Annotated in this window: 24 protein-coding genes; 18 read left to right on the top strand and 6 right to left on the bottom strand. The window is 44.9% G+C overall.

Annotation, left to right across the window (positions count from 1 at the left end; genetic code table 11):
• Positions 1–2: 2 nt before the first annotated feature.
• From fliH to fliJ, 3 genes are read left to right on the top strand one after another with little or no spacing between them, the layout of a single operon-like run.
• Complete coding sequence (gene fliH / locus R7093_RS06900; protein ID WP_005375050.1) at positions 3–758, top strand: flagellar assembly protein FliH; 756 nt, start codon at positions 3–5, stop codon at positions 756–758.
• Positions 751–2,097: a flagellar protein export ATPase FliI gene (gene fliI, locus R7093_RS06905; protein WP_005375057.1), complete on the top strand. Its 1,347-nt coding sequence runs from the start codon at positions 751–753 to the stop codon at positions 2,095–2,097. The genes fliH and fliI overlap by 8 nt, the downstream gene beginning before the upstream one ends.
• A 24-nt stretch (positions 2,098–2,121) precedes the next feature.
• Positions 2,122–2,562 carry a flagellar export protein FliJ gene (gene fliJ, locus R7093_RS06910; RefSeq protein WP_017820533.1) on the top strand — a complete coding sequence of 147 codons (441 nt, stop codon included), beginning with the start codon at positions 2,122–2,124 and terminating at the stop codon, positions 2,560–2,562.
• A gap of 16 nt (positions 2,563–2,578) precedes the next feature.
• Here fliJ and R7093_RS06915 read toward each other — a convergent pair whose 3' ends face one another.
• Together R7093_RS06915 and R7093_RS06920 are read right to left on the bottom strand one after the other, a co-directional pair.
• The gene (locus R7093_RS06915; RefSeq protein WP_054579359.1) at positions 2,579–3,637 is read right to left on the bottom strand and encodes a S1 family peptidase; all 1,059 of its coding nucleotides are present in this window, start codon (positions 3,635–3,637) and stop codon (positions 2,579–2,581) included.
• Positions 3,638–3,710: 73 nt separating this feature from the next.
• Complete coding sequence (locus R7093_RS06920; protein ID WP_033906699.1) at positions 3,711–4,604, bottom strand: LysR substrate-binding domain-containing protein; 894 nt, start codon at positions 4,602–4,604, stop codon at positions 3,711–3,713.
• A 128-nt stretch (positions 4,605–4,732) separates the two neighbouring features.
• Here R7093_RS06920 and R7093_RS06925 point away from each other — a divergent pair, with 128 nt between their 5' ends.
• The 6 genes from R7093_RS06925 (at position 4,733) to R7093_RS06950 (ending at position 10,017) form a co-directional block, all read left to right on the top strand.
• Positions 4,733–5,656 carry a DMT family transporter gene (locus tag R7093_RS06925; protein ID WP_053307934.1) on the top strand — a complete coding sequence of 308 codons (924 nt, stop codon included), beginning with the start codon at positions 4,733–4,735 and terminating at the stop codon, positions 5,654–5,656.
• Between the two features lie 99 nt (positions 5,657–5,755).
• Entirely contained in the window at positions 5,756–6,202 is a 447-nt protein-coding gene (locus R7093_RS06930) for an SRPBCC family protein (protein ID WP_005375065.1), read from the top strand.
• Positions 6,203–6,285: 83 nt separating this feature from the next.
• Positions 6,286–7,038: a phosphatase gene (locus tag R7093_RS06935; RefSeq protein WP_005375066.1), complete on the top strand. Its 753-nt coding sequence runs from the start codon at positions 6,286–6,288 to the stop codon at positions 7,036–7,038.
• Between the two features lie 156 nt (positions 7,039–7,194).
• Entirely contained in the window at positions 7,195–7,584 is a 390-nt protein-coding gene (locus tag R7093_RS06940) for a cytochrome b562 (protein ID WP_021035869.1), read from the top strand.
• Positions 7,585–7,802: 218 nt separating this feature from the next.
• The gene (locus R7093_RS06945; RefSeq protein WP_080276971.1) at positions 7,803–8,162 is read left to right on the top strand and encodes a hypothetical protein; all 360 of its coding nucleotides are present in this window, start codon (positions 7,803–7,805) and stop codon (positions 8,160–8,162) included.
• A gap of 415 nt (positions 8,163–8,577) precedes the next feature.
• Complete coding sequence (locus R7093_RS06950; protein WP_047102377.1) at positions 8,578–10,017, top strand: PepSY-associated TM helix domain-containing protein; 1,440 nt, start codon at positions 8,578–8,580, stop codon at positions 10,015–10,017.
• A 51-nt stretch (positions 10,018–10,068) separates the two neighbouring features.
• Here the strand turns inward: R7093_RS06950 and R7093_RS06955 are convergent, their stop codons facing one another.
• The 3 genes from R7093_RS06955 to R7093_RS06965 form a co-directional block, all read right to left on the bottom strand.
• Entirely contained in the window at positions 10,069–10,452 is a 384-nt protein-coding gene (locus tag R7093_RS06955) for a VOC family protein (RefSeq protein ID WP_047102376.1), read from the bottom strand.
• Between the two features lie 11 nt (positions 10,453–10,463).
• Positions 10,464–11,393, bottom strand: a complete 930-nt coding sequence (locus R7093_RS06960; RefSeq protein ID WP_047102375.1) for a LysR family transcriptional regulator — start codon at positions 11,391–11,393, stop codon at positions 10,464–10,466.
• 77 nt (positions 11,394–11,470) lie between these two features.
• Entirely contained in the window at positions 11,471–11,944 is a 474-nt protein-coding gene (locus tag R7093_RS06965; protein WP_017635502.1) for a hypothetical protein, read from the bottom strand.
• A gap of 288 nt (positions 11,945–12,232) precedes the next feature.
• Here R7093_RS06965 and R7093_RS06970 point away from each other — a divergent pair, with 288 nt between their 5' ends.
• The 4 genes from R7093_RS06970 (at position 12,233) to R7093_RS06985 (ending at position 15,990) form a co-directional block, all read left to right on the top strand.
• Positions 12,233–12,916 (top strand): spondin domain-containing protein, encoded by a 684-nt coding sequence (locus R7093_RS06970; protein WP_318146574.1) that lies wholly within the window; start codon positions 12,233–12,235, stop codon positions 12,914–12,916.
• A gap of 9 nt (positions 12,917–12,925) precedes the next feature.
• The gene (locus R7093_RS06975) at positions 12,926–13,621 is read left to right on the top strand and encodes a spondin domain-containing protein (protein WP_017635500.1); all 696 of its coding nucleotides are present in this window, start codon (positions 12,926–12,928) and stop codon (positions 13,619–13,621) included.
• A 146-nt stretch (positions 13,622–13,767) separates the two neighbouring features.
• Positions 13,768–14,499, top strand: coding sequence for a response regulator transcription factor (locus R7093_RS06980; protein WP_017635499.1), 732 nt, complete (start codon positions 13,768–13,770; stop codon positions 14,497–14,499).
• A 117-nt stretch (positions 14,500–14,616) separates the two neighbouring features.
• On the top strand, positions 14,617–15,990 hold the full coding sequence (locus R7093_RS06985; protein WP_017635498.1) for a sensor histidine kinase: 1,374 nt from the start codon (positions 14,617–14,619) through the stop codon (positions 15,988–15,990).
• Between the two features lie 28 nt (positions 15,991–16,018).
• On the opposite strand, the gene R7093_RS06990 is transcribed toward R7093_RS06985, so the two are convergent.
• Positions 16,019–16,534, bottom strand: coding sequence for a superoxide dismutase family protein (locus R7093_RS06990; RefSeq protein ID WP_047102368.1), 516 nt, complete (start codon positions 16,532–16,534; stop codon positions 16,019–16,021).
• A gap of 541 nt (positions 16,535–17,075) precedes the next feature.
• Here R7093_RS06990 and R7093_RS06995 point away from each other — a divergent pair.
• The 5 genes from R7093_RS06995 to tdh all read left to right on the top strand — a co-directional run bounded on the left by R7093_RS06995 (position 17,076) and on the right by tdh (position 24,289).
• Positions 17,076–18,485, top strand: coding sequence for an aminotransferase class V-fold PLP-dependent enzyme (locus R7093_RS06995; protein ID WP_025768582.1), 1,410 nt, complete (start codon positions 17,076–17,078; stop codon positions 18,483–18,485).
• Between the two features lie 62 nt (positions 18,486–18,547).
• Positions 18,548–19,480, top strand: a complete 933-nt coding sequence (locus R7093_RS07000; RefSeq protein ID WP_053307925.1) for a transporter substrate-binding domain-containing protein — start codon at positions 18,548–18,550, stop codon at positions 19,478–19,480.
• Positions 19,477–21,807, top strand: coding sequence for a putative bifunctional diguanylate cyclase/phosphodiesterase (locus R7093_RS07005; RefSeq protein WP_213879422.1), 2,331 nt, complete (start codon positions 19,477–19,479; stop codon positions 21,805–21,807). Before R7093_RS07000 ends, R7093_RS07005 begins: the two co-directional genes overlap by 4 nt.
• 212 nt (positions 21,808–22,019) lie before the next feature.
• Positions 22,020–23,213 (top strand): glycine C-acetyltransferase, encoded by a 1,194-nt coding sequence (locus R7093_RS07010; RefSeq protein ID WP_005375095.1) that lies wholly within the window; start codon positions 22,020–22,022, stop codon positions 23,211–23,213.
• Positions 23,214–23,257: 44 nt separating this feature from the next.
• Positions 23,258–24,289, top strand: coding sequence for an L-threonine 3-dehydrogenase (gene tdh / locus R7093_RS07015; RefSeq protein ID WP_005383983.1), 1,032 nt, complete (start codon positions 23,258–23,260; stop codon positions 24,287–24,289).
• Positions 24,290–24,473: the final 184 nt, after the last annotated feature.

Genomic DNA, 24,473 nt, shown 5'->3' on the forward strand with positions numbered 1-24,473 from the left:
TCATGCTAGAGACAAAATCAAGTACTATGCGATTGCCTCCGAGCGGGTATCGTTTACACCGTTTTCCGCCTTTAGCGCAACCTAAGACTATCGAAGACGAATTCGGGCTAGATAACCAAGGCTGGCAAGAACCTCAAATAGATATCCAACAGCAACTTGAAGAAGGTTTTCAACAAGGTTTGCAACAAGGACATGAGGAAGGCTTACGCCAAGGTATCGAACAGGGCAAGCAACAAGGTCTGTTGGAAGGCCAAAAAGAAGGTTTCCAAAAAGGCTTTGTTTCCGGTGAGCAGTCTGGAAAGCAAGGCTTTTTGGAGGCGGCGAAGCCTGTCAATGAACTTTTTCACGCCCTTTCTCGTTGGCAAGATGAAAAAGAACAGCAACAACGCCATATGATTTGTGAACTGGTACAAAAGGTAGCTCAGCAAGTGATTCGTGCCGAGCTCACTTTAATGCCTCAGCAGATCCTAGCTTTGGTGGACGAGACATTGTCTGCCATGCCTGGTAAAGCGGAAACAGTAACTGTGCATTTAAATCCGCAAGATTTAGAGCGCATTACTCACATCAATGCTGATTTGCCGCAATCTTGGAAACTGGTCCCTAATACGGAGCTTCCTATTGGTGGCTGTCAGTTAGTGACTGATGACGCAGAAGCGGATGCGAGCTGCGACTCTCGTTTGGAAGCCTGTATGGACAATGTAAAGCAACACCTTTTGGATGAAGTCAGTATTCCACAGGTAGAGTCTGAGCATGAGTAATACCCTAAGCCATGAACTATTAAGTGAGCGTTTGAGCGAAGCCTTGGCTTCGCTCGATTCAATCCCTGTTGCTCGCGTAACAGGGCGATTGATAAAAGTAAACGGCTTAATGTTACAAGCCGTAGGGTGTCGGTTTAAGCTTGAGCAGCGTTGTCTCGTAGAAACCGCGGAAGGCGATATGATCGAAGCGCAAGTTGTGGGCTTTGAACACACTATTGCTTACCTCATGCCTATCCGCCGTTTAGGCGGTCTGTTTGCAGGTGCAAAAGTCATCCCTCTTGATGGTGATAGTACCGTGCAGCTAAGCTCTCAGTGGTTAGGACGCGTACTGAATGGTTTAGGTGAGCCGTTAGATGACGGGGCACCGCTTAAGGGGGGTGATCGAGTTTCACTTGAACCAAAACCGATTAACCCACTGAAGCGACGCCCAGTTGATACGCCACTCAACGTAGGCGTGCGAGCGATTAATGGACTATTGACGGTAGGCAAAGGCCAACGTATTGGTTTGATGGCTGGCAGTGGCGTCGGTAAAAGTGTGTTAATGGGGATGATCACCAAAAACACGGAGGCCGATGTAATTGTGGTCGGGCTTATCGGTGAGCGAGGCAGAGAAGTACGTGAGTTTATCGAGAGAAACTTAACCCCAGAAGCGCGCAAGAAAGCGATCATTATCGCGGCTCCTGCTGATGAATCCCCGCTAATGAGGTTAAGAGCGACACTACTTTGTCATCGCGTTTCAGAGTATTTCCGAGACCAAGGCAAAGACGTTCTACTTCTGATGGACTCTCTAACCCGATACGCCATGGCACAGCGCGAAATCGCTCTTTCGCTCGGTGAGCCTCCAGCTTCTCGTGGTTATCCGCCCTCAGTCTTCAGCGTGTTACCTCAACTCCTAGAGCGAGCGGGTAACAGTGAAAATCAACATGGTAGCTTAACGGCAATTTATACCGTATTGGCAGAAGGGGACGACCAACAAGATCCTGTCGTGGATTCCGCGCGCGCCATCTTAGATGGGCATGTCGTTTTATCGCGTCAACTGGCTGAGCAAGGGCATTATCCCGCGATAGATATCAACGCGTCTATTAGCCGTTGTATGAATACTTGTACGCAGGACGCACACAGCACGATTGCGAATAACTTCCGTCAAATGTACTCCAACTACCTTCAGGTTAAAGAGTTACTGCCATTAGGGGGTTATCAACCAGGACAAGATCCTGAGTTAGATCAATCTGTTGCTATGTATCCAAATTTGCGTGCATATCTACAACAAGCTGCCAACGAGTCTGTAGATTACCCAACCAGTTTGACCGAGCTCGCGCAGCTTTTTCAAAGTGCTTAATCAAATGGGAGTGACAAGGCTGAAATGAAATCCAAGTTAAAAGCCGTAGGCAAGTTACAGCAAATGGAAGAAAAACAGCGTGACCGTGTGGGTCAACAACTTGATGCCATGCGTCAGCGTCACTCCCATCTTTCAATGCAATTGGAACAGTTGTCGGCGTTGAAAGGCCACGCTGGACAATCAACCCGAACCGGCCCGACGCTGACGAGCGCGGCTTTGATGAACTTTAATCGTGTTGACCAAATGCTACAAAGAATGCTTCGTCACCACGAGCAAGAGCAAGCCGTTATGCAAGCGGAATGTGCATCTGTACAGAAAACGCTAGAACACAAGCACGCACGCGTTCAAGGGTTAGAAAAAGTGCTTGATCGTTGGCGTACTAAGCAGAACTATGAAAAAGCGAAAAAAGAGCAAAAGATGATTGAAGACATCATTAACTCTCGCGTTAAGCGCAAGATATTATGATGTCTTGTTGACGCTACTAGGAGCGCGAATAATTTCTGCGGTGTCTTAGCCAACCAAACCAGCCTCCAAGCATGATCAACCCTGATCCGAGAGCACCGCCGCCACTGCTGCCGTTGTTACCAAAGCCAGATGTGTTGGTATCGACAGGCTCAAAGCCAGAGTCCCCTTCGCTATGATAATCTTCCGAACTTGCTAAGAGGGCGTTATAACTGGTTTTTACACCTGAGCTGGTTTGGGTCTCAATCCATGTTGCATAGTTCAAAATCTCGGTAAACACACTTGGAATCGCAGCGGATTCGCAAACTGAAGAACCGTAGCTCACAATGCCAATTTGCTGATACATGCCATTATTGTCTTGATAGGTGAGAGGACCGCCTGAGTCACCACGACAGATACCAGTGTAGCTTCGTTCAGGAAATCCATTCGCACATAAACTTTCCTGAGCGTTAAACCCTGTTACCAACGAAGCGCATTGGGTGTCGGTAAGGGGTTTTACTTCTGCCCAGCGTAAATAGTTAGGGGGGCTTTCATCATTGGTTGAGGTCTGACCTAAACCGAATATCTGATAAACTGACTTGCTGCTGTAGTCTCCAAAGTCTTGCGGTAAAGTGATGGATTGGACGTTATCGGTGATAGGTCTAGTCAATTCAAGGACAGCGATGTCATTAATCCATAAATCGCTAGGCACATAATCAGGATGAATCGTGATAGAGCGAACATCTTTGAATTCTTCAACAAACACGTCATTCATCGTAGGGTTTTTGACTAACACTCGTAGGTCGTTGACTGTCCAGCCGTCAGTAAAAACGCTTGGTTCTACGCAGTGAGCCGCAGTTAAAATGAAGCGGTCGTTTACAATGGTTCCCCCACAAATATTGGCAAACTGATTAGCGCCAGTTTTATGTAGAATAAGACGTGCAAAAAAAGGAAGTTGGTTTTGGGTAGCCTGCTGACCCCCAATAATTGCCGTGGAGATCCCTTGTTCTGAAAGGCGGTTATCATTTTCTACTTCAGCGGTCGTACTCAAAGATACTGCAAAACAGAGTGCGCTTAGCCATATTTGATACTGCTTCATAAACCATCCTTGGATGAAAAGTGCTCTTCTAACTTTATACTAGTTTTTCAGTGAATGTGCTTAACAAAAGTTTCTAATAGTTGAATGATTGTTGTAGCCAAGATCGCAACAGATGAAACGATTCAAGCTTTAGCTTGTGTGGCGGGCATACAAAGTAAAGCTGTTGATGAGGATTAATGACGGGTTCACCCAGCTCGATTAGCTGACCATATTTGATGTCATCCTTCACAAACAAGCGATGAGTGACCAATAACCCCAAACGACGAGTTGTGGCCTGGACGGCTTGTATCGACATGTTAAAAGTGATTGGTTTTTTATTTTTAGGTCGCTGGATACCCGTCGCGTCCAGCCACACGTTCCAGTCATTTTTTCTTCGTTCGTTAGTAACTTCAATGATGGGATACTGCTTTAAGAGTTGAGTGATGTTTGAGTCCTTGGTCTTCGCTATCAATTCAGGACTGCACACCAAAACCAGTTCATCTTCACTGAGCTTTTCGCAGTAGTAATCCTGCCATTCTTCGGGATTTCCATGCACCAAAGCCGCGTCGATACCTTCTTGTTCTAAATTGAATCTGCCAGACAGGTTTGATAAACGAACGTCTAATTGAGGAGCAAACCCTTGTAAATCTGACATTCGAGGAATCCACCAGTGAAGAGCCAATGAATTCACCATATTGAGCGTAACACGTTGCAAATTCTGATCTTGGATGAGTGCTTCCGTTGCATCGACAATTTGCTCTAAAGCGGGTGCCACCTTTCTGTAATACTTTTTACCGTCCGCATTGAGTTGAACTTGTCTGCCTATGCGATCAAACAGAGGCTTGTTGACTTGACTCTCCAGCGATTTAATTGCCTGACTTACGGCTGAGTGGCTCACACTTAATATCTGTGCTGCTTCTGTCATGCTGCCAGACTCAGCTACTGCAACAAATGCGTAGATGGACTTTAAGGGGACTAGTTTCCGCATAATTTAAAAACCGTAGCTGGTGATAGATAAGTTAAACTGTAAGTTTTTCTTACATCAATGGTTAATATTACTCGCTATTTACGATAAGTGATGTCTTTTAAAATGCTCCATATATTAAGGAGTATTGAATGAATGCTGTAAATAAATCTATCCTTTTCATGTTGATGTCTACGTTAAGCTTATCTGTTACTGGACTGTTAGCAAAGCAGTTGTCAGGCGAACTTTCCGTCACACTATTTAGCTTCTTACGTTTTTTGGTGCCTGCGCTTATCTTACTTATCTTACTTCGTGTGAAAAACCTTACCTTTCCTAAAGCGGGCACGCTAAAGCCTATTTTATTGCGTGCTCTTTGTATCGGTTTGTCACAACTTTGCTTTATCGCGTCATTACAAACGTTAACGCTCGTTGAAGGGGTTGTGTTGTTTGCTACTGGCCCATTATTTATTCCCTTGGTTGAAAAGCTGTTCATGAGGGGGCGCATTCGTGTTTCAACTTTGGCGGCTTTAGCAATGGCGTTCACTGGTGTGGTTATGTTGGCGGGCGGTGGAAGTGAGATTACATGGCGAGCGGATTTATTGCTCGGCTTGGCTGGTGGACTCTTCAATTCTGGTTCTCAGCTTACGTTATATAAAGTGAGTAAAACAAATATGTCGCCGCTAGAAATCAACTTTTGGGCGTTTGGTTTTGCTGCCGTATTTCTGTTGCCGCTAACTTTGTTTAATGACTTCGACGCGTTACTTAATATGAGTGTTATGGCGCCTGAGATTTCTTCAAATACGCTGTGGATCGGTATGATGTCTCTGATGATCATTAACACCCAAGTTTTTCGCTCCAAAGCATATAAACTGGCAAGCAGTGGCTCTCAACTTGCGCCACTCATTTTTACTAACTTATTGTTCACTGCGGTTTGGCAGAGCCTGTTTTTTGAAGACCGAATGAGTCAAAGTCAAATTGTTGGGATGAGTTTAATAGTGCTCGCAATCATACTGAACACATGTTGGGTTCGTTTTACGGCGCATCGCAGTGGCGGTTTACAAGCGAGAACTTCTTAGTCTGTCGGAAAATGAAGGGGGCAGGTAGATAAATTGGTCGTGTGGTTTGATTTTTCCTGAGTATGGGCTAGCGTCAAGAAAGGTTCAGGGAGAGAAATCATGCTTACGCTAAATTATTACGTCGAAATTTCGGCGACACCGCAACGAGTGTGGGAAGTGCTAACCGATGTTGAGTTGTATAAACGTTGGGCACAAGCCTTTTCACCGCAGTCTCAATTTGAAGGAGCTTGGGAAGAAGGAGGTGGCATCACTTTTTTTGATCCAGATATGGGCGGGACAAGGGCGATCATAGATACGGTGCTACCGCTTCAAAAACTTGAATTTCATCATGTTGCCATTTTTAATCCGGATAATCGTCAACAACTCGATGCTGACCTAGCATCTAGGTGGATCGGATCGCGAGAGATCTACCAGATCGATACCAACAACGATCGTTTACTACTCAATGTTACCATTCATACTCACAACGACTTTGTTTCCATGTTTAATCACGGATGGGAAAAAGCTTTACCCTTGATAAAAGCCATTAGTGAAGAGCAAGCTTAGGGTTCTTGCTTACCTTGGGCTGACGATGCGTTGCCTGAAGGTATACAATAGCACGCAAGATAGCGCACCTAAGAGAGTGGATGATGGAATTTAAAGTTGATACCCATACACATACGTACGCCAGTGGTCACGCGTACAGTACCTTGATTGAAAATGCAAAGTTGGCAAAAGAGAACGGGCTGGATATGTTCTGCACGACCGATCACGCAGAATCAATGCCGGGTGCGCCTCATTACTGGTTCTTCTCGAACCAGAAAATTCTGCCTCGCTTTCTTGAAGGCGTTGCGATTATTCGTGGCGTTGAATCTAACATTATGAATACCGAAGGCGACATTGATATTCCACTGAGTGTGGACCGCAACTTAGATTGGGTGATCGCGAGTTTTCATGAACCCGTTTTTCGTCCTGCAAACAAGCAAACTCACACGGAAGCACTTGTTAATGTCATTCAGAGTGGTCGTATTGATGCGCTCGGTCATCTTGGTAATCCAAATTTCGACTTTGATTTTCAGACCGTTTTAGCGTGCGCGAAAGAGCACAATGTCGCGATTGAAATTAATAACACCACGCTGAAAGGCAACAGCCGAGTAGGCAGCGTAGACCGTTGCCACGAGATTGCACAAATCGGGAAAGATCTCGGTGTTTTCTTCACCACGGGCAGTGATGCGCACTTCTGTCACGATGTTGGTAATCTGGATTTGGTTGGAGAGTTAATGGACAAAGTGGGTATTGATAGCAAGAAAGTGATTACTCACACCGCTCAGCAGTTTTTGTCTTTCTTAGCTTTGAGAGGCCGTAAACCAATTGCAGAATATGACAGCATTCTCAACGCATAAACTTGATTACATTTAAGGTATGCACCCGACGCCAGATTGCTTTACACTGCGACCCGGAAATACTCAACTAAGCTAGTTTTTCGCCTCTTATGGCGTAGGTTATTTGGGTGAATAAAGCCGACACAGAATTCGGCACTATAAATGGAGAAGTGAAAAATGTTACGTCCTTTAGTCCTAGGGTGTGCGATTGCGTTTGGCTCAACATACGCAATGGCAGAAGCGGTTGATTTAAAACAAAACATGAAACAGATGAAGATGGAATTCAAACAGGCGGCGGAAGCGTCTGATGTTGAAACCATGAAATCTGCGATTGATAGCTTGCAAGCGATTGTTGAACAATCTAAGCGTGGTAATTACCCACCAGAGAAGTTTGATACTTACTTAGAAGGCTTTAACAAGCTGACGGTAACGCTAGATAAGATTGAAGCGGATCTTGATGCGGGCAAGCTACAAGAAGCAAAAGCTCAACTGCGTGAAATCGATAGTCTTCGTGAAGAGTACCACGACAAGCGCAATCCAAGCATTTGGAGCAAGTTGTTTGGCTAATTATCTACTGAGCGGAGCATTTGCTCGTGGCAGTGGATTACGCGTTATCTCTAAGTAATGAATGAACACATTATCAGCCTGCCATTTCGGCGGGCTTTTTTGCGACTGTCAATCGATGCATTCAAGAAAACCTGTGAGGTAGCAAGCACTTATTGATCCTGTTTTTGAGCTATCACTCAAAATTGGTTACGCTGTGTGAAATTTGTTAAGTCACCGTTATGCGTAGATTAATTCCTTTTTACCGCTCGATGTTATTTGCTAGTGCTCTCAGTTGGGTGCTAGTGACACTGATGCCTGTTATCAATGCTCATGGTAACAGCATGGGCGTGTGGGCGACGCTATGTACGCTTAACGGATTTGAGTTGGTCCAAATAGAAGAGGGCGACAATTCGGTCAGCCACAAAGGCAAGCCTTGTCCGTTTAGCCACTTCTCGACTTTTCATCACGATACACTTCCAACGACACCGATACTTTCAAGACAGAGCTTGGTGACTTCTGACAGCTACGCTTATTTGGCTCTAAGTGTGCGATTTGAAACACCAGTTCCTCGAGCGCCGCCAGTTTCCCTTTTCTCATAACGAAAACAATTACACGATACCCAAGTAACCTCGAGATGCTTGGTTCAGCGAGAATGACTTGGTTTGTAGACGCGGCGGCGATTTAAAGGTCTAGTGGGTCTAAATCAAGATATCGACAACAAAGTATACAAGCCAAGACAACTCGCCCTTCGGGAGCGTGTCATTGCTCCGATTGCTGCTTCAAACAACTTGGAAAGAGTTGTCTATTACACAGCGTTGTTTTCTTTGCACTCGAATCAATGACAACGCTCTGAATCCAGCATCTTGAAGTCACTTGGGTATATAGTCAGCAACACTGCCACTTCGAGCAGTGGTACTCCCAAATCTAAGTCAATTAGCGCCGCATACGAATGCGTATGTGCAGGATGCGTTTGGCTCAATTTGGGTGTTCAACAATGAAAAAAGGAAAATACACATGTTGAGAAACTCGGCAAAGCCTCAACTCAAGGAAGCCTCACGCGCAAAATCCATCTACTTTATGACGTGGCGATGGCACTTCTACGCAGGTTTGTTCGTCATTCCATTTATGCTGATACTTTCCCTCACGGGGTTAGTGATGTTGTTTGATGATGAAATCGAACTGGCTCGATACGAAGCGACATTACAAGTTTCACCACAAGAGCAAATGGTTCCCGTCTCTGCACAATTGGAAACCGTAAAGCAGGCGTATCCCGATTTTAATGTCACTCAATTTGTACCTGCTAAAACGGCCGATATTGCCAACCGATTCTCGATTCAAAACCAAGAAGGCAGCTCGTTGATTGTTGCAGTAAATCCTTATACAGGAGACGTACAGGGCACCATTAATCGTGGTGACAGCATCTATGAACTGATGAACAGCATTCACGGCACCTTGCTCATCGGCGACCTAGGCGACCGTTTAATTGAAATCGCCGCAAGTCTGGGGATTTTACTGTTGGTGTCTGGTTTGTACCTTTGGTTACCTAGAGACAACGCCAGCCGCGCCGGCTTTTTGAAAATTCGCCTTAACAATGGCCCTCGAATTTTGATGCGTGACCTGCATGCGAATTTAGGTGGCGTGCTGTCGATTGTTCTGTTGTTCTTTTTGATTTCAGGTTTGTCGTGGGCAGGGATCTGGGGGGCGAAAATGGTGCAAGCTTGGAATACCTTCCCAACCTATTACACATGGGGTGAGAAACCGGAATCCACGCTGACACATAAAGATCTTAACCATGGTGCATCAGAAGAGATGCCATGGAACTTAGAGCTTGCTGCTGTGCCAGAATCGAAAGATAAGCCCGCTCATGATCATGCCAATATGAAGGAAGAGATGGCATACGCAGGCAATAATGATGTGCTCTCTATTGATGATATCATCCTCAAAGCTGAAATGATGGGCTTCACTGGTTATAAGCTGTTTTTGCCGCGCTCTGAGACGGGCGTTTACACCGTTGCAGCTAACTCCATGGGTGGCGATATCTCCGACCCAAGACAAGATCGCACCAGCCACTTTGACCAATATTCCGGTCGCTTGTTGGTGGATGTCACATGGCAAGATTACAGTTTGTTTGCCAAGTTCATGGCGGCAGGTGTGTCATTGCATCAAGGTGATGTCAGTGTGCTTAACAAAGTGCTCAACGTAGTGTTCTGTTTGGCGTTCATCTTAATCTCAATCACAGGTGTGGTGATGTGGTGGATTCGTAGACCAAGTCGCAGTGCCGCATTGGGCGCACCACCTAAGTTTCAGCAAGACGGTATTTGGAAGCTAGGCTTAGTAGCGTTGGTGATATTGTGTCTGGCGTTTCCGATGGGCGGTTTGGCAATTGTTACAGTTCTCGCACTGGATTGGCTGTTGTTCAACCGCGTCGAGAAGCTGAAAACGGCGTTGAATTAGTAACAGACAAAGAATGAAATAGTAAAAGAGCCAGCGAAGTGCTGGCTCTTTTTATTTCTGGTAAATCTCCAGCGGCAAGCCATCTGGATCTTGGAAGAAGGTAAAGGCTTTGCCTGTGAATTCGTCAATACGAATTGGCTCAACTTCAACATCATTCGATTCTAGGTAGGCTTTCACTTGTTCAACATCATCAACCAAAAACGCGAGATGTCGTAGCCCTTGTGCTTCAGGAAAGCTCGGTCTCTCTGGCGCGCTCGGAAAGCTAAACAGTTCAACTTGGCTGCCGTCAGGTAAAGCGAGGTCAAGCTTGTATGAGTCTCTGGTTTCACGATAGTTTTCAGCAATGACTTTTAACCCCAACACTTCAGTGTAAAAGCGTTTTGACTTTGGGTAATCGCTACAAATGATCGCGACGTGATGAATAGCATTAAACATGGTTAGCCTCTTCAAACATGGCTCGTATCCTCGGAGACTAAATGCTCCTTAACGAAGTCGATAAACACGCGCAGACGAGCAGGCATGTATTTGGTTTGTGCATACTGCATCGCGATAGCGCCGTGGTAGTTACTCTTGATCATCCAATCCGGTAGCACCTCCACCACTTCTCCTTGCTCTAACGCGTCTTTGATCACGAAGTCATGGAAGATCCCAATTCCCAAGCCAGACTTAACCCCGTTCAAGCGCATTTGAGAGTGGTTGACGGCGTAGCGTCCACTTACTGCAATCGAATGAAAGGCTTCCTCTTTAAAGAATGACCAGATGTTGTCTTTGTCGTTCTCGGCAAGGTAAATACAGTCGTGCTGCTCAAGTTCAGTGGGATGCTCAGGCATACCGTGTTTGGCTAGGTAATCTGGAGAGGCACATAAAACAAGATTGGTCTTGCTGATCTCTTTGAGGACCAGATTTTCATCGGGTTTGTCGGTGAGCTTAAACGCGACATCAATTCCTTGGCGGAACAGATCGATCTCACCATCTGCTGCACGCAGCTTAAGCTGAATATTTGGATAACGTTCTAGGAATGGCAACACAAACGGTTGAAGCACCGAATTAAGAAATGCTTCAGGGGCTGCTACTGTGAGTGCGCCTGTTGGCTCAGCATGATCTTCCGCAGATAGCTCAACGGCTTGCTGCGCGGCATTCACCATTGCGATGCTTTGGTCGTAAACCTTTTGCCCAGCTTGAGTAATGATCAACTTACGAGTCGTGCGCTCAAACAGTTTCACCGAGAGGGCTTGCTCTAATCGTGTGATCAACTTACTTAAAGCCGATGGCGTTACGCCGAGTTGTTTAGCAGCAGCGGTAAAACTGCCTTCGTTTACCACCAAGATAAACGAAGCAAGATCAGGAAGTAGGGCAATGAGTTTTGGATTAACCATAATTGTTCAGTTCTGCGCAGCGGAATAACGATATTGTCTGGTACGGTTTCACGAGGTTCAAGTGTCACCATCTCGCTTTAACGATATTTTGCCAAAAATGCATTGAGTGCAGGCAAGCCAGATTCACCAGTATGGTATTGCTGCCAACAGTGATAAATGGCCGTTTCGTGGTCTGCAATTAACTCGATAGCTTCTCGCTCAGCGATTGAATACTGCTGTGAAGCTTTCACTTCTTCATGCCACTCTCGATACTTAACCTCATAAGGTTCTACCCACTTCAAAAGAGTCGCCACCAACTCTTGCCATGGTAAACCAATCCACTTAGTTGCATCTGCCAAGCCTTTATCCAGCATCTCTTGGTGTCGACTTTCGATATCCATGCCATTTGTTAGCAGTACAGGTTTGAGCTTTTCTGCGGTTAGCTCTTCCACTTCAATCAAGGTTTGCCACAGTGTTTGTTGTTCACTTTGGGTGTAATGGCTCAAGTAGTGGTTGAAAAAAGCGATGCCGTAGATTTCGCCATAGTAGGCAGACAGAACGTTATGAATCATGGTGAGAATCGTGATTTAAACAGGGAATACCGCATTGTAGGAGGGGAAAGCGCGAAGTGTAAACACCTGATTAAGAGTAAAAAAGTGCTGCTGACAGAATTCGAACAGAACTTGTGAGAATTTTATGAGAATTCGATGAAGTTGCTGATAGATTTGCTCGTCATTCTTAGAGGCAAGAACGCAAAACGTTCGAAACGTAATGCTTAACCTACTCAAGTCACGAACAAAGAAGTAAAGCCGTACACATGGGCTTGGGTAGTTCAACCCTCATTAAAGGATGGAATCACAATGAAAAAACGTACCCAACTCGGACTCGTCATGACTTCAGTCGCTATGGCACTAGGCTCTGCATCAGTGAATGCGGCGGAATTGGAAATCACCGTGACAAACGCAACCAAAGGCATCTACTTTACGCCACTTATTGTTGCTGCACATGGCTCTGACCTTCAAATGTTCAGAACGGGTCAAGCAGCAACGCCAGAACTAGAAGCAATGGCAGAAGGCGGTGATATCTCTGGTCTTGCGAGTGTGATTGGTAACGCTGGTGGTGCGGTGGTTGAGAACTCTGCTGGTGGCATTTTGAATCCGGGTGTTGCAACCACCTTCACCTTAGACAGTGGCGACCACGGTTATCTTTCTCTGAGCGCGATGTTGCTGCCAACCAATGACGGTTTCGTCGGTCTAGATAGCTGGAAGATTCCAACGGAAGCGGGTACATACCGAGCAACGCTAAGAAGTTACGATGCTGGTACAGAAGCGAACGATGAGCTTGCGTCTAGCATGCCAAACCCACCTTTCATTACCTTTGGTACTGGCGGCACAGGTGTTGAAGCAACGGTAACTAACGACAAAGTTCACGTGCATCCGGGTAACCTTGGTGATAGCGACCCAACTGGCGGCATCAGTGACCTAGACAGCAGCAGCCATCGTTGGTTAAACCCAGTCGCAACCATCACAATCGTTGTGAAGTAAGGGGGATGTATGAAATACAGAATCTTACTAGTAGCAGCTTCAGTCGGCTTGCTCGCCGGTTGTCCAAGCGATGATGATAATGACGTAGTGAAATCGTACCGCTACACCGTCAACGTGGCGAACTTGACTGCGAATCAACCTATGTCTCCGCTCGTGGTACTCACTCACAATGGTGACTACCAACTGTTTGAAATTGGACAAGCGGCATCTGTTGAACTTGAGCACCTTGCCGAAGGCGGTAGTAACGCTGAGCTGATTGAGTTGATGAACAGCAATGACAGTGTTTACGAAGGTATTTCGGGTAATGGATTGGTGTTGCCGGGGGCATCGGACGAAGTCACCATCACGGTTGACCCTAGTCGTTACGGTTACTTGTCTGTGGCGTCTATGTTTGTGAATACCAATGATGCCTTTGTTGGCGAAACGGGGCTATCGCTCAAATCGCTCGCAGTAGGTGAAAGCTACGAAATGAGCATGAACGTTTGGGATTCCGGTACAGAGCTAAACGATGAGCTTGCCGCAACCATTCCAGGCCCAGCAGGTGGTGGTGAGGGTTTCAATGCCGCTCGTAATGACAGCAGTGACGTTGTTGCATTCCATGCGGGTGTTGTTAGCCAAGATGATGGATTAGCAAACTCAGCACTCTCTGCGAACCATCGTTTCTTGAACCCAGGTGCGAAAGTCACCATCACTCGAGTCGAGTAACACAGGCTCCGATGACGTCTCCTTTCCAAAGCGCTTGTAGCCGAGCGCTTTATCCCTCATGGCGTCATCGGAACCTTTTTTGAAAGAATTTCTAATTTGTTCCGGTCATGTGCAAAGTGAGGATACTCGAAGGCAAGGAAAGGACCATGGAACAACAGGCAATCAATTTAGTTGCGAACATCTTGTTGGTGGAAGATGACGATGATTTGGCAGAACTGGTTCAGATGCATCTCAAGTTTCAAGGACACCAAGTATCGCGAGCCACAAATGTCGCCGATGCTAAAACGCAATACCAGCAACAACCCTTTGATTTATTGATCCTTGACCGAGGTTTACCAGATGGTGATGGTCTAGACATTTGCCATTATTTGCGTCAGCAACAAGATTGGAGCCCAGTGCTCATGCTGACAGCCAGAGACGGTGAAATGGACAAGGTAGACGGCTTAGAAGCGGGCGTTGATGACTACATCACTAAGCCATTTAGCGTATTAGAATTCCAAGCACGAGTGCGAAACGTGCTACGCAGAGTCAGCCAAACCGCAGAAGTCAAAGTAGCAAATGAAGTCCTCGATGATGCGATGGATTTTGGTCCGCTGAGAATCATTCCGGAGTTGCACCAAGTATCCCTAAACGACAAGGATGTCACGCTCACCGCGACAGAGTTTACTTTGCTGCAGTTTCTCGCGACTCGTCCGGGCAGAGTCTACAGTAAAGATGAATTGCTCGATCACGTTTGGAACACCAGTCATTCTGGTTATCACCATACGGTGTGTAGCACCATAAACCGTTTACGCAGCAAGTTGTCTTTGTCTGATTCTGATCATCACTTCATTCAAACCGTGTGGGGTGTTGGATATAAGTTTCAACCAAGACACTAATGCAAGAAAGTAAGTCAAAACATCAAGCCAAGACAGTAAGTCGGTAGTTGTTTTCACCGTCATTTTTCAATCATCACGGGGTGTTTAAAAAACACCGCTGTTTAAGGAGGCGATAGGATGAGCTTCAAATCTCGCTTAGTGGTATTTACTAGCTTGTGGTTTTGCCTCGCGGCGGTGGTGATTGCACTGACTTACAATTGGCAAAAAGAAACCATTGAGTTACGCACCAAGCAAAGCCTGCATAAAGAGCTAGCCAGCCACATGCGTGATGATAATCCGCTGATGATCGGGACGGATTACAACCCTAAAGCACTCAAGTCGATTTTTCACACGCTCATGCTGATCGGCCCTGATTTTGAAATCTACTTCCTCGATAGCCAAGGCAATATCACTACCCATGCGGCACCGGAAGGGGCGGAGATCATGGGGAAGGTGGATCTCAATCCCATTAAGCAATTCTTAAATGACCAGCCTTTTCCTATTTTGGGTGAAGACCCACGTAATCGTGGTGAACACAAAGTCTTTTCTGTCGCTGCGATAGAGGAATTAGGCTCTACGGTCGGTTATCTCTACGTGGTGATTGGCAGTACCCGACATGACGCCATTGCCAATGCTCAAGTTGATACCCCTTACATCGCGCTAGCAGGATTGGTCTTAGTGTCCATTTTAGGCTTTGCTCTTGGGGCTTATGTGCTTGTGAAACGTAGCCTATTGAACCCAATTGAGCGTGTGACCAAACAACTACAACAGCAAGCTGAACATGATTTCCGCCTGCAACCTGATTTCACTCACCAAGTGCCGGAGCTCGTGCCGATTGCGAACTCTTATCAGATGATGGCGAAGCATATTCAGCAGCAGTTTTTACAGTTGGAGTATCAATCGTCTCATCGTCGTCAAAGTCTGTTGCAGCTCAGTCACGATTTAAAAACGCCGTTATCGAGCGTGCTGGGCTATTTGGAAACGTGGCGTTTGCAACATCCGGAATCCGATCCTTTGATTGACGTTGCTTTCCGAAATTGTGAGAAGCTCTCGACTCAATTGCATTCTTTGTTAGACGCCGCGCGCAAAGAAGCTCCAATGCCAAACTACGAGTACCGCCCCGTAGATCTTGGCGTGTTGATGGCAGAATGTGCCGAAACGATGCAGAGCCAGTTTTCTCGTAAAGAAGTGGTGTTGAAAGTGGATATCGATAGCGAAATCCAAACCGTGGGTGATAAAGGTCTTTTAGAGCGGTTGGTGCTTAACTTGCTTGAAAATGCATTGCGCCACAGCCCAATCGGCTCGGAAGTGCATTGCCAAGCGCATTTGAGTGAGGATAAGTCACGTATCCACTTTACCTTCGTCAATCACATCGAGGAAGAAGCGGAGGGCGGTTCTTTGGGGATCGGGACGAAGATTGTTCAATCGATCTTAATGCTTCACCACAGCTATCTTGAGACCAATGCAACCTCCTCTCAGTATCAACAGAAGTTCACACTTCTCGCAATCTAAAGAGAAGTGTGAGACATAAAGTTAATGTTTATTCAATAACACCACATACGACGCGAGCGCCACCACCACCTAGCTTATTTGGGTGATCGGAGTGATTGTCACCACCTGCATGGATCATTAACGCTCGACCTTTTAAATCCGATAATTTTAGGCGAGGAGCGACAACGGGCTGATTGGCATTGCCGTCCATGTCCACATAGAGTGGAGGCAAGTCGCCTAAATGATTGTCATCGGTCCAAGGATAGCCATGCTTCCCTGTGTTGTTAGGATCATAATGGCCACCTGCTGCGCCGCCTAATACGGTTTTGTCATCCTTTTCTATGCTATCGCAAGATGGATTAGTGTGAATATGGAAACCGTGCACACCTGCTGACAAACCTGATAATTGAGGCGTAAAAACAACGCCATAATCACTTTGTGAAATCTCAATGGTACCCGCACTCTCATTGGTGTTGAGAGCAGTCATTTCTACCGTTTTTGCTAGCACGTTAGGGGCGGCGACAAGAGCGGATGCAACTGAAATGCATAGCAATCCTTTTAACATGGGACCTCCTTCTTTTAGGGTGTACGCTCAAGCACATATTAGTGAAAACCTGTTTTACTTATGTCTGTTGAGCGGTGAGTTTATGTCATAGAGTGATGTGTATCACTTTATAGTCTTAAACTGATATCTCGATCCGAAATCAGCTTTCTTTTATTTAGTCTTAACATGTTGAGATCGTTAAGATATAAAAAGAATAGACGCCAATCTTAAAATAGCCTGAATATTTTTAAATTAACGCAAAGTTAAATTTTTAATGACTTTATAACAAAGCTCATAATTGTTTTATAAAGAATTTGGTGGAATTGTCCGCAATAAAGAATAATCAAATTAACGAATATATTAATGTGAACATTGTTGTTTATAGATTTGTGGTCAAACTGTTGCTTATATCATCAAATAAGATAAAAAATTGGAACTAAAGTCACTTAATGGCAGAGGAAAAAATTAAACTCTGATTGTAATGGGTAATAATGTTTTAGTAACAGATAGTTACGCACTTAAAATTAATAATATGGCTAATTTCCGACAAGGATTGAAAAAGATGAAAGACAAGGAATCTATTCAGACTAATAGCAGCCGCCGTAATTTTCTGAAAGGCGCAACAGGAGCTGTTGTTGCTGGTGTGAGTGCTTCCGCTTTCTCAGGCGTAGCTCAAGCACGAGAACAGAAAATTGATTGGAGCAGCCGCGGGCTAGGTAGAAAACACGATAAGCGCTTCTGGCGTAAAGTGCGAAGACAGTTCGTTTTGGACAAACGAACCACTTACATGAACATTGGTACAACAGGTTCAATGCCAAAACATGTTCTTGAAGATTACGAGTATAACAACAAGCTGGTGGCTAAATATCCTTGGGACATGAAAGGCAAATTTGGCTCTTGGCCTTATGTTTCAGAGATGGTTAAAGACGTCGCACCAGGTTTTGGTGCTAACCCAGAAGAGATCATTCTCAGCCGCAACACTACTGATGGCTTATGCTCGATCATTAATGGCTTACACTTTGAACCAGGTGATGTGATTCTAACGACACACCATGAACATATTGCTGCAACATCACCTATGAACGTAGCGAAACATCGTTTTGGTGTGGATGTGGTAGAAATTCAACTACCAGTATTTACTGGTACCGAAAACGTTTCTGAGCAAGATTACATTCAAGCGTTCCGAGACGCGCTTGATGCGAATCAAAACGTTCGCCTAATTGTTTTCTCTCATATCACATACAAAACAGGAACCGCGCTACCAGCAAAAGCCATTTGTGCTTTAGCAAAAGAGTATGGTGTACCTACTCTTGTTGATGGCGCGCATACGGTCGGTATGTTTGACCTTGATTTCCACGATATGGATTGTGATTTCTATGCAGGTTCTGGTCATAAGTGGCAGTGTGGTCCGGGCGCGACAGGTATTCTGTATGTTCGTGATAACGGTAACCGTTTGAATGAGTATTGGAGTGACCGAGAGAACCCGTTATGGTTGATCAACTCCTCACTTTCTCATGCTGATTACCTAGGTAAACAGCTGCAAATGCAATACATTGGTAACGATAACTATCCTGCGAAACAAGCACTAGTTGATAGTTGCAAAATGTGGGATGAGATTGGTCGAGACCGTATCGAAGAGCGAGTTGTAAGCCTTGGTAGTTTATGTAAAACCTTGCTTCAAGAGTACTTACCACAAGCCAAAATGTATTCACCAAACGTGGAAGGCTTAACCAGTGGCTTAACGACGGTTAACCCGTTCTCCGATGTAACTAATGAAGAGATACTGACGGAATTCCGAGATCGTTTACGTGAAGAGTATGGTTACATCATCCGTACGACTAGCTTTAAGCTGCATAAGGATGATGACTTTGATACTTACGCGCTGCGTATCTCTACGCATTTGTTCCATGACGAACAAGATGTGGAAGGGCTCGTAGTGGCGATGACGAATTTGTATTACTCGTCGTTCTAACATCGTTGTTTATCACTCAAGCGCCCATTATTGGGCGCTTTGTGAAAGGTAAGGATATTATTATGTCAGTCATAGCATTTAAAAGAACTTTAGCGACGGTGGCGCTCATGGTTACCTCTGTTGCGTCGTCTGCCGCTTGGTCAGACGATTTACAACAAATCCGTGAACGCGGTGTACTGCGTCACATTGGTGTCCCGTACGCTAACTTTGTCTCCTATATTGAACAAGGTGAAGTGGAAACTTTGACTGGCTTGGATGTAGAGATAATAAAAGGTTTTGCCAAGTCGCTAGGTGTTCAGTACCAGTATGTTCCAGCACAGTGGAGCGACGTGGTTGGTAAGTTGACAGGGCAAAATGTGCAATATCACAACAAGCAGGCTGTTGTCGGAGAAAGTGTTCCAATTGAAGGCGATTTGATCGCAAACGGCGTTACTATTCTTGATTGGCGCTCTGAGGTAGTCGATTTTTCACAGGATTATTTTCCTTCAGGTGTATGGTTGGTTTCCAGATCCGACTCTAGTCTGAGCCCGATTAAACCAAGTGGGTCGGTCGATGAAGATGTTAAAAACGTCAAGCAGCTGATCGATGGTCGCGAAGTGTTAGCTTTAGAACATTCTTGCTTGGATCCTAACCTTTATGACTTATATGACACAGGTGCAAAAGTTATATTACCTGATGGGGCGCGTCTCCTTAATGAGATGGTTCCAGCGATAATGAAAAATGATGCGGAAAGCACATTATTAGATGTTGCGGATACGCTAATTGCCCTCGAAAAATGGCCGGGCGAAATAAAAGTCATTGGCCCTATATCTGAAAATCAAAAAATGGCTGTTGCATTCCGTAAAAATTCCCCTGAATTACGCAAAGCATTTGATCGTTATTTAGACTCGATAAAAAAAGACGGTTCATACGAAAAATTAGTAAAAAAATACTATCCATCTATTTACTACTTTTATAACGATTACTTTATAGAAGATAAAAAGAAAGTCCGATGAATAAGGCCGTTAAAAAATTTTCCAGTAAAAGATTTATTACAATAAGCGCAATATTAGTTTCAATTTACTTAGCTATGCTTATTACTGTGACTAGCGTAGGTCAAAATAAATTAAAAGAATCTCAATACAGAGAACTAGATTTAAAAGTAAAAAGTTATGCAAGCACACTCGATAATTTATTTACCATAGCGAGTGAAGATGTTGATAATCTAGCTACAGATAAAACAATACAAACATTCTTTGGTAATTTAGCTTCTGGCATGTCAATGGAGTATGGATTAGGTGCCAGTCTAATTAATTTAAAGCGTCGCTTCGATGAGAAGATAGACAGTAAGCTAATTAATAGCAGCCAAATCTATAAGAAGCTCACGCTAGTAGGCAGTGATGGAGTCACCATTGTCACCACTGGATCTGAAAACCTTGCCGAGCACAAAATGGACATACAAACCTTAATGACTCAACACGGGCATCCCGAAGAGGTTTGTGCGACGCGATACAATGATGACGTTCGCATTCAAGTCATTAAGCAAGTTAAGTTCTCCGGAAAGCCTGTTGCCTTTTTAATTGCCGATCTTAATAAGAATATTGTTATTGACCAACTTACTAACCAAGAACACGAAGATAGTTATAGCCGAATGGTGCTAAAAATAAAAGACGTGGAAATGGTTGTATGGGATACCATAAATAAAACACCTTCTCACAATAAGGATGAGAACTATTTCGTTTCTGAGGCTGTAGACGGAAAAATTTACTTTGAAGTTCCTGTGGATAAACATCACTTCAAATTGATGGCGTGGTTCGAGCCTTTGAGTGAACGAGATATATTTACATCACGGCTCTTTATTATTGGTTTGAGTATTCTGGCCGTTATGATCGTCATTGCTTTATGTTATGCATTCATCACGAACAATAATAGGATTGAATTGAAAATTAAGCTTGAGGAAGAAAAAAAGCGTAAAGATATTCTTTCTCAACAGAATAAAAAATTAACGAACGAAATTGAACGTCGAAAAGCGTCTGAAAAAGAACTCGCCTTCCAAGCTAAATATGACACATTAACCAATTTACCTAATCGTAGTTATGGTTCCGAGCGATTGGCTTTGGAGTTAATTAGGGCATCGCGTAGTGGGTCTAAAGTTTTGGTGATGTTCATCGACTTAGACCACTTTAAGCAGATTAACGATTCAATGGGACACTTTGTTGGGGATGAAATCCTTAAACTCAGTGCTCAGCGACTGTATCAAGTCGCAAGAAAAACAGACTTATTGGCGAGAATTGGTGGGGATGAGTTTTTACTCGTCATCCCAGACTTGCCTGATAATGATACTGCAAAGCGAGTTGCTTCAAGTGTGCTTTCGGCGTTTAACGATCCGTTTGTTTGGAACAACCATGAATTCTTCTTGAGTAGCAGCGTCGGAATGTCTGTGTTCCCGGATGACGGAGACAACGCTGAGCAGCTCCTTGCATGTGCTGATATGGCAATGTATCGGGCGAAACAAGATGGGCGTGATGGCTTTTGTTTTTATAACCATAATATGAACCAAGATTTGCAACGCTATTTGGATCTGGAAAATCGTCTGAGAAGTGCGATCTCCAATCAGTTATTAGAGCTGTATTATCAGCCAATTATTGAGCTGAGTAGTGGTAAAATCGTAGGGGCAGAAGCGCTAATGCGTTGGAATGATGACAAGTACGGATTTGTAAACCCTGAAGAGTTTATCTCTATTGCAGAGAAAAATGGTTTAATTCATCAAATTGGTGAGTTTGCTATTCAACAAGCGTGTCGACAAGCGGCACAATGGCAAAGTCTGACTCCGTTGTTTGTTTCTGTAAACTTTTCTAGTGTTCAATTTAGGTACTGCGAGCGCTTACTTACGTTTATTAAACACAGCCTTGAGGAGTCTGGTCTTCCGTCAAATAAGTTCGATATTGAAGTGACAGAAAGTCTCCTCTTCAATCACGATTCTGAGCTATTAGACATGCTTAATAACTTACGAGCGTTAGGCACCAAACTTACTATTGATGATTTTGGTACTGGTTATTCTGCGCTGAGTTACTTGCAGAAGTTTCCGTTCGACCGCTTAAAGATTGATCGTAGCTTTATGCAAAATATGTTCGAGAACGACTCAGACCGCGAGCTTGTCAACGTAATCATAGCAATGGCGAAAGCGCTGGATCTTAAGATCGTCGCAGAAGGCATCGAAGAACAGCGTCATGTGGATTACCTGAAAAACCTAAACTGTGAGTTCGGACAAGGTTTCCACTATAGCCGACCATTACCTGCTAAGGACTTTGAAACACTTTTGGCTAAGCCTACCTGGCTATAATTCCTTTTATAACAACCTTATAGAAAAGCATTAATCGAACTTGTGCCTAGGATTCATTAATGCTTTTCCACCTTAAGGTATAATCCTTCCTCCTTCCTTGAATTACACTACAATTAATTGATGAGTGATAGCCCGTGACGCCCGTCACATAAAGGCTAAGCCTAATTCTAAACGAGTAAATACTCGCCAAAATAACTAGGAAGGAATTTCAAATGTCTTCTGCATTCTACCAACAGATTCAGCAGCAAATCGAAGAAGTAAAGGCGGAAGGCCTTTACAAATCAGAGCGTGTCATTACGTCTCAACAGCAAGCGGCTGTTAAAATCTCTACTGGTGAAGAAGTACTAAACTTCTGTGCGAACAACTACCTTGGTCTTGCTAACCACCCGGCACTTATCGAAGCGGGTAAAGCAGGCATGGACGAGCACGGCTTTGGTATGGCTTCAGTACGTTTTATCTGTGGTACGCAAGACATCCACAAAGAGCTTGAGCAGAAGCTTTCTAAGTTCCTAGGTAAAGAAGATACGATTCTTTACACATCATGTTTCGACGCAAACGCGGGCCTATTTGAAACTATTCTAGGCAAAGAAGACGCAATCATCTCTGACGCTTTAAACCACGCGTCAATCATCGACGGTGTTCGTCTATGTAAAGCAATGCGTTTCCGCTACTCAAACAACAACATGGAAGAGCTAGAGCAACAACTGATCGCTGCGAAAGAAGCAGGTGCTCGCCACATTCTTATCGTAACGGACGGTGTGTTCTCAATGGACGGCGTAGTAGCAAACCTTCCGGCTATCTGTGACCTAGCAGAGAAGTACGGCGCGTTGACTATGGTTGATGACTCTCACGCTGTTGGCTTCATGGGCAAAACAGGTGCAGGTACGCACGAGCACCACAACGTAGTTGACCGTATCGACATCATCACTGGTACGCTAGGCAAAGCAATGGGCGGCGCTTCAGGCGGTTACACATCTGGTAAAGCGGAAGTGATTGACTGGCTACGTCAGCGTTCTCGTCCATACCTATTCTCTAACTCTGTTGCACCAGCAATCGTAAGCGCTTCTATCCGCGTTCTAGATCTACTAGAAGAGAGCGGTGACCTACGTGATCGTCTATGGGAAAACGCAGCACACTTCCGTACTCGTATGGAAGACGCTGGTTTCACAATGGGTGGTGCTGACCACGCAATCATTCCGATCATGCTTGGTGACGCAAAAGTAGCAGCAGAATTCGCAGAGCGTGCGCTGGAGAAAGGCATCTACGTAATCGGCTTCTCATTCCCTGTAGTACCAAAAGGTCAAGCACGTATCCGTACTCAAATGTCTGCGGCGCACTCTCGCGAGCAGCTAGACCGTGCAATCGACGCGTTCATCCAAGTTGGTAAGGACATGGGTCTTATTTAAGATTCTAGGCCTTAGACAATAGGGCCTTTAATTAAGGTTACATTATGAAAATTAAAGCATTATCAAAGCTAAAGCCTGAAGAAGGCATCTGGATGACTGAGGTTGATAAACCTGAAGTTGGCCATAACGACATTCTGATCAAAATTAAGAAAACCGCTATCTGTGGTACAGACGTACACATCTACAACTGGGACGAATGGTCACAAAAGACAATTCCAGTGCCTATGGTTGTCGGTCACGAATACGTGGGTGAAGTGGTTGCGATTGGTCAGGAAGTTCGTGGCTTTGAAATCGGTGACCGCGTATCTGGCGAAGGTCACATCACGTGTGGTCATTGTCGTAACTGTCGTGGCGGCCGTACTCACCTATGTCGTAACACGATTGGTGTGGGCGTTAACCGCGAAGGTGCATTCGCAGAATACCTAGTGATCCCAGCGTTCAATGCGTTCAAGATCCCTGAAGGCATCTCTGACGATCTAGCGTCTATCTTTGACCCGTTTGGTAACGCAGTACACACCGCGCTTTCTTTCGACCTAGTAGGCGAAGACGTGCTTATCACAGGTGCTGGCCCAATCGGTATCATGGCAGCTGCAGTAGCAAAACACGTTGGTGCTCGCCACGTAGTGATCACAGACGTGAACGAATACCGTCTAGAACTTGCTCGTAAGATGGGCGTAACACGCGCAGTAAACGTTGCAGAAGAGAAGCTAGAAGACGTAATGGCTGAGCTAGGCATGACAGAAGGCTTCGATGTAGGTCTAGAAATGTCTGGTAACCCAGCAGCATTCAACTCAATGCTAACCACAATGAACCACGGTGGTCGTATTGCACTACTAGGTATTCCACCATCAGACATGGGTATCGACTGGAACCAAGTTATCTTCAAAGGCTTGGTGATCAAAGGTATCTACGGCCGTGAAATGTTCGAAACTTGGTACAAGATGGCTTCACTGATCCAATCTGGTCTGGATCTATCGCCAATCATCACGCACCACTACAAGATTGACGATTTCCAAGAAGGCTTCGACGTAATGCGCAGCGGCATGTCAGGCAAGGTTATTCTTGATTGGGAATAACTTATTCAAGTAAGAAATGCGCTCCTTTTTGGGGCGCATTTTTGTTTCATGAAGATTCTTGTTTTGGGAAGAAATGGTCGCCAATCTTTTCTAAACTTCTCGTGTCGTTCTGCTACTTTTTTTAGATTTTTTCCACTCAACTTCACCCTACCTTCTAACTCATTGTCGATTCTGTATTTGGAAC

It is taken from the genome of Vibrio sp. 1580 (assembly GCF_033340055.1).

Bases quoted from the DNA above. Each gene is read 5' to 3' on its own strand.
- R7093_RS06950 (WP_047102377.1), top strand. From the start codon at position 8,578: ATGTTGAGAAACTCGGCAAAGCCTCAACTCAAGGAAGCCTCACGCGCA.
- R7093_RS06920 (WP_033906699.1), bottom strand. From the start codon at position 4,604: ATGCGGAAACTAGTCCCCTTAAAGTCCATCTACGCATTTGTTGCAGTA.
- R7093_RS06935 (WP_005375066.1), top strand. From the start codon at position 6,286: ATGGAATTTAAAGTTGATACCCATACACATACGTACGCCAGTGGTCAC.
- R7093_RS06960 (WP_047102375.1), bottom strand. From the start codon at position 11,393: ATGGTTAATCCAAAACTCATTGCCCTACTTCCTGATCTTGCTTCGTTT.
- R7093_RS06980 (WP_017635499.1), top strand. From the start codon at position 13,768: ATGGAACAACAGGCAATCAATTTAGTTGCGAACATCTTGTTGGTGGAA.
- R7093_RS07000 (WP_053307925.1), top strand. From the start codon at position 18,548: ATGTCAGTCATAGCATTTAAAAGAACTTTAGCGACGGTGGCGCTCATG.
- R7093_RS06945 (WP_080276971.1), top strand. From the start codon at position 7,803: ATGCGTAGATTAATTCCTTTTTACCGCTCGATGTTATTTGCTAGTGCT.
- fliI (WP_005375057.1), top strand. From the start codon at position 751: ATGAGTAATACCCTAAGCCATGAACTATTAAGTGAGCGTTTGAGCGAA.
- R7093_RS06940 (WP_021035869.1), top strand. From the start codon at position 7,195: ATGTTACGTCCTTTAGTCCTAGGGTGTGCGATTGCGTTTGGCTCAACA.
- R7093_RS06915 (WP_054579359.1), bottom strand. From the start codon at position 3,637: ATGAAGCAGTATCAAATATGGCTAAGCGCACTCTGTTTTGCAGTATCT.
- R7093_RS06995 (WP_025768582.1), top strand. From the start codon at position 17,076: ATGAAAGACAAGGAATCTATTCAGACTAATAGCAGCCGCCGTAATTTT.
- R7093_RS06975 (WP_017635500.1), top strand. From the start codon at position 12,926: ATGAAATACAGAATCTTACTAGTAGCAGCTTCAGTCGGCTTGCTCGCC.
- R7093_RS06955 (WP_047102376.1), bottom strand. From the start codon at position 10,452: ATGTTTAATGCTATTCATCACGTCGCGATCATTTGTAGCGATTACCCA.
- R7093_RS06965 (WP_017635502.1), bottom strand. From the start codon at position 11,944: ATGATTCATAACGTTCTGTCTGCCTACTATGGCGAAATCTACGGCATC.
- R7093_RS06985 (WP_017635498.1), top strand. From the start codon at position 14,617: ATGAGCTTCAAATCTCGCTTAGTGGTATTTACTAGCTTGTGGTTTTGC.
- tdh (WP_005383983.1), top strand. From the start codon at position 23,258: ATGAAAATTAAAGCATTATCAAAGCTAAAGCCTGAAGAAGGCATCTGG.
- R7093_RS06925 (WP_053307934.1), top strand. From the start codon at position 4,733: ATGAATGCTGTAAATAAATCTATCCTTTTCATGTTGATGTCTACGTTA.
- R7093_RS06930 (WP_005375065.1), top strand. From the start codon at position 5,756: ATGCTTACGCTAAATTATTACGTCGAAATTTCGGCGACACCGCAACGA.
- R7093_RS07010 (WP_005375095.1), top strand. From the start codon at position 22,020: ATGTCTTCTGCATTCTACCAACAGATTCAGCAGCAAATCGAAGAAGTA.
- R7093_RS06970 (WP_318146574.1), top strand. From the start codon at position 12,233: ATGAAAAAACGTACCCAACTCGGACTCGTCATGACTTCAGTCGCTATG.
- fliH (WP_005375050.1), top strand. From the start codon at position 3: ATGCTAGAGACAAAATCAAGTACTATGCGATTGCCTCCGAGCGGGTAT.
- R7093_RS06990 (WP_047102368.1), bottom strand. From the start codon at position 16,534: ATGTTAAAAGGATTGCTATGCATTTCAGTTGCATCCGCTCTTGTCGCC.
- fliJ (WP_017820533.1), top strand. From the start codon at position 2,122: ATGAAATCCAAGTTAAAAGCCGTAGGCAAGTTACAGCAAATGGAAGAA.
- R7093_RS07005 (WP_213879422.1), top strand. From the start codon at position 19,477: ATGAATAAGGCCGTTAAAAAATTTTCCAGTAAAAGATTTATTACAATA.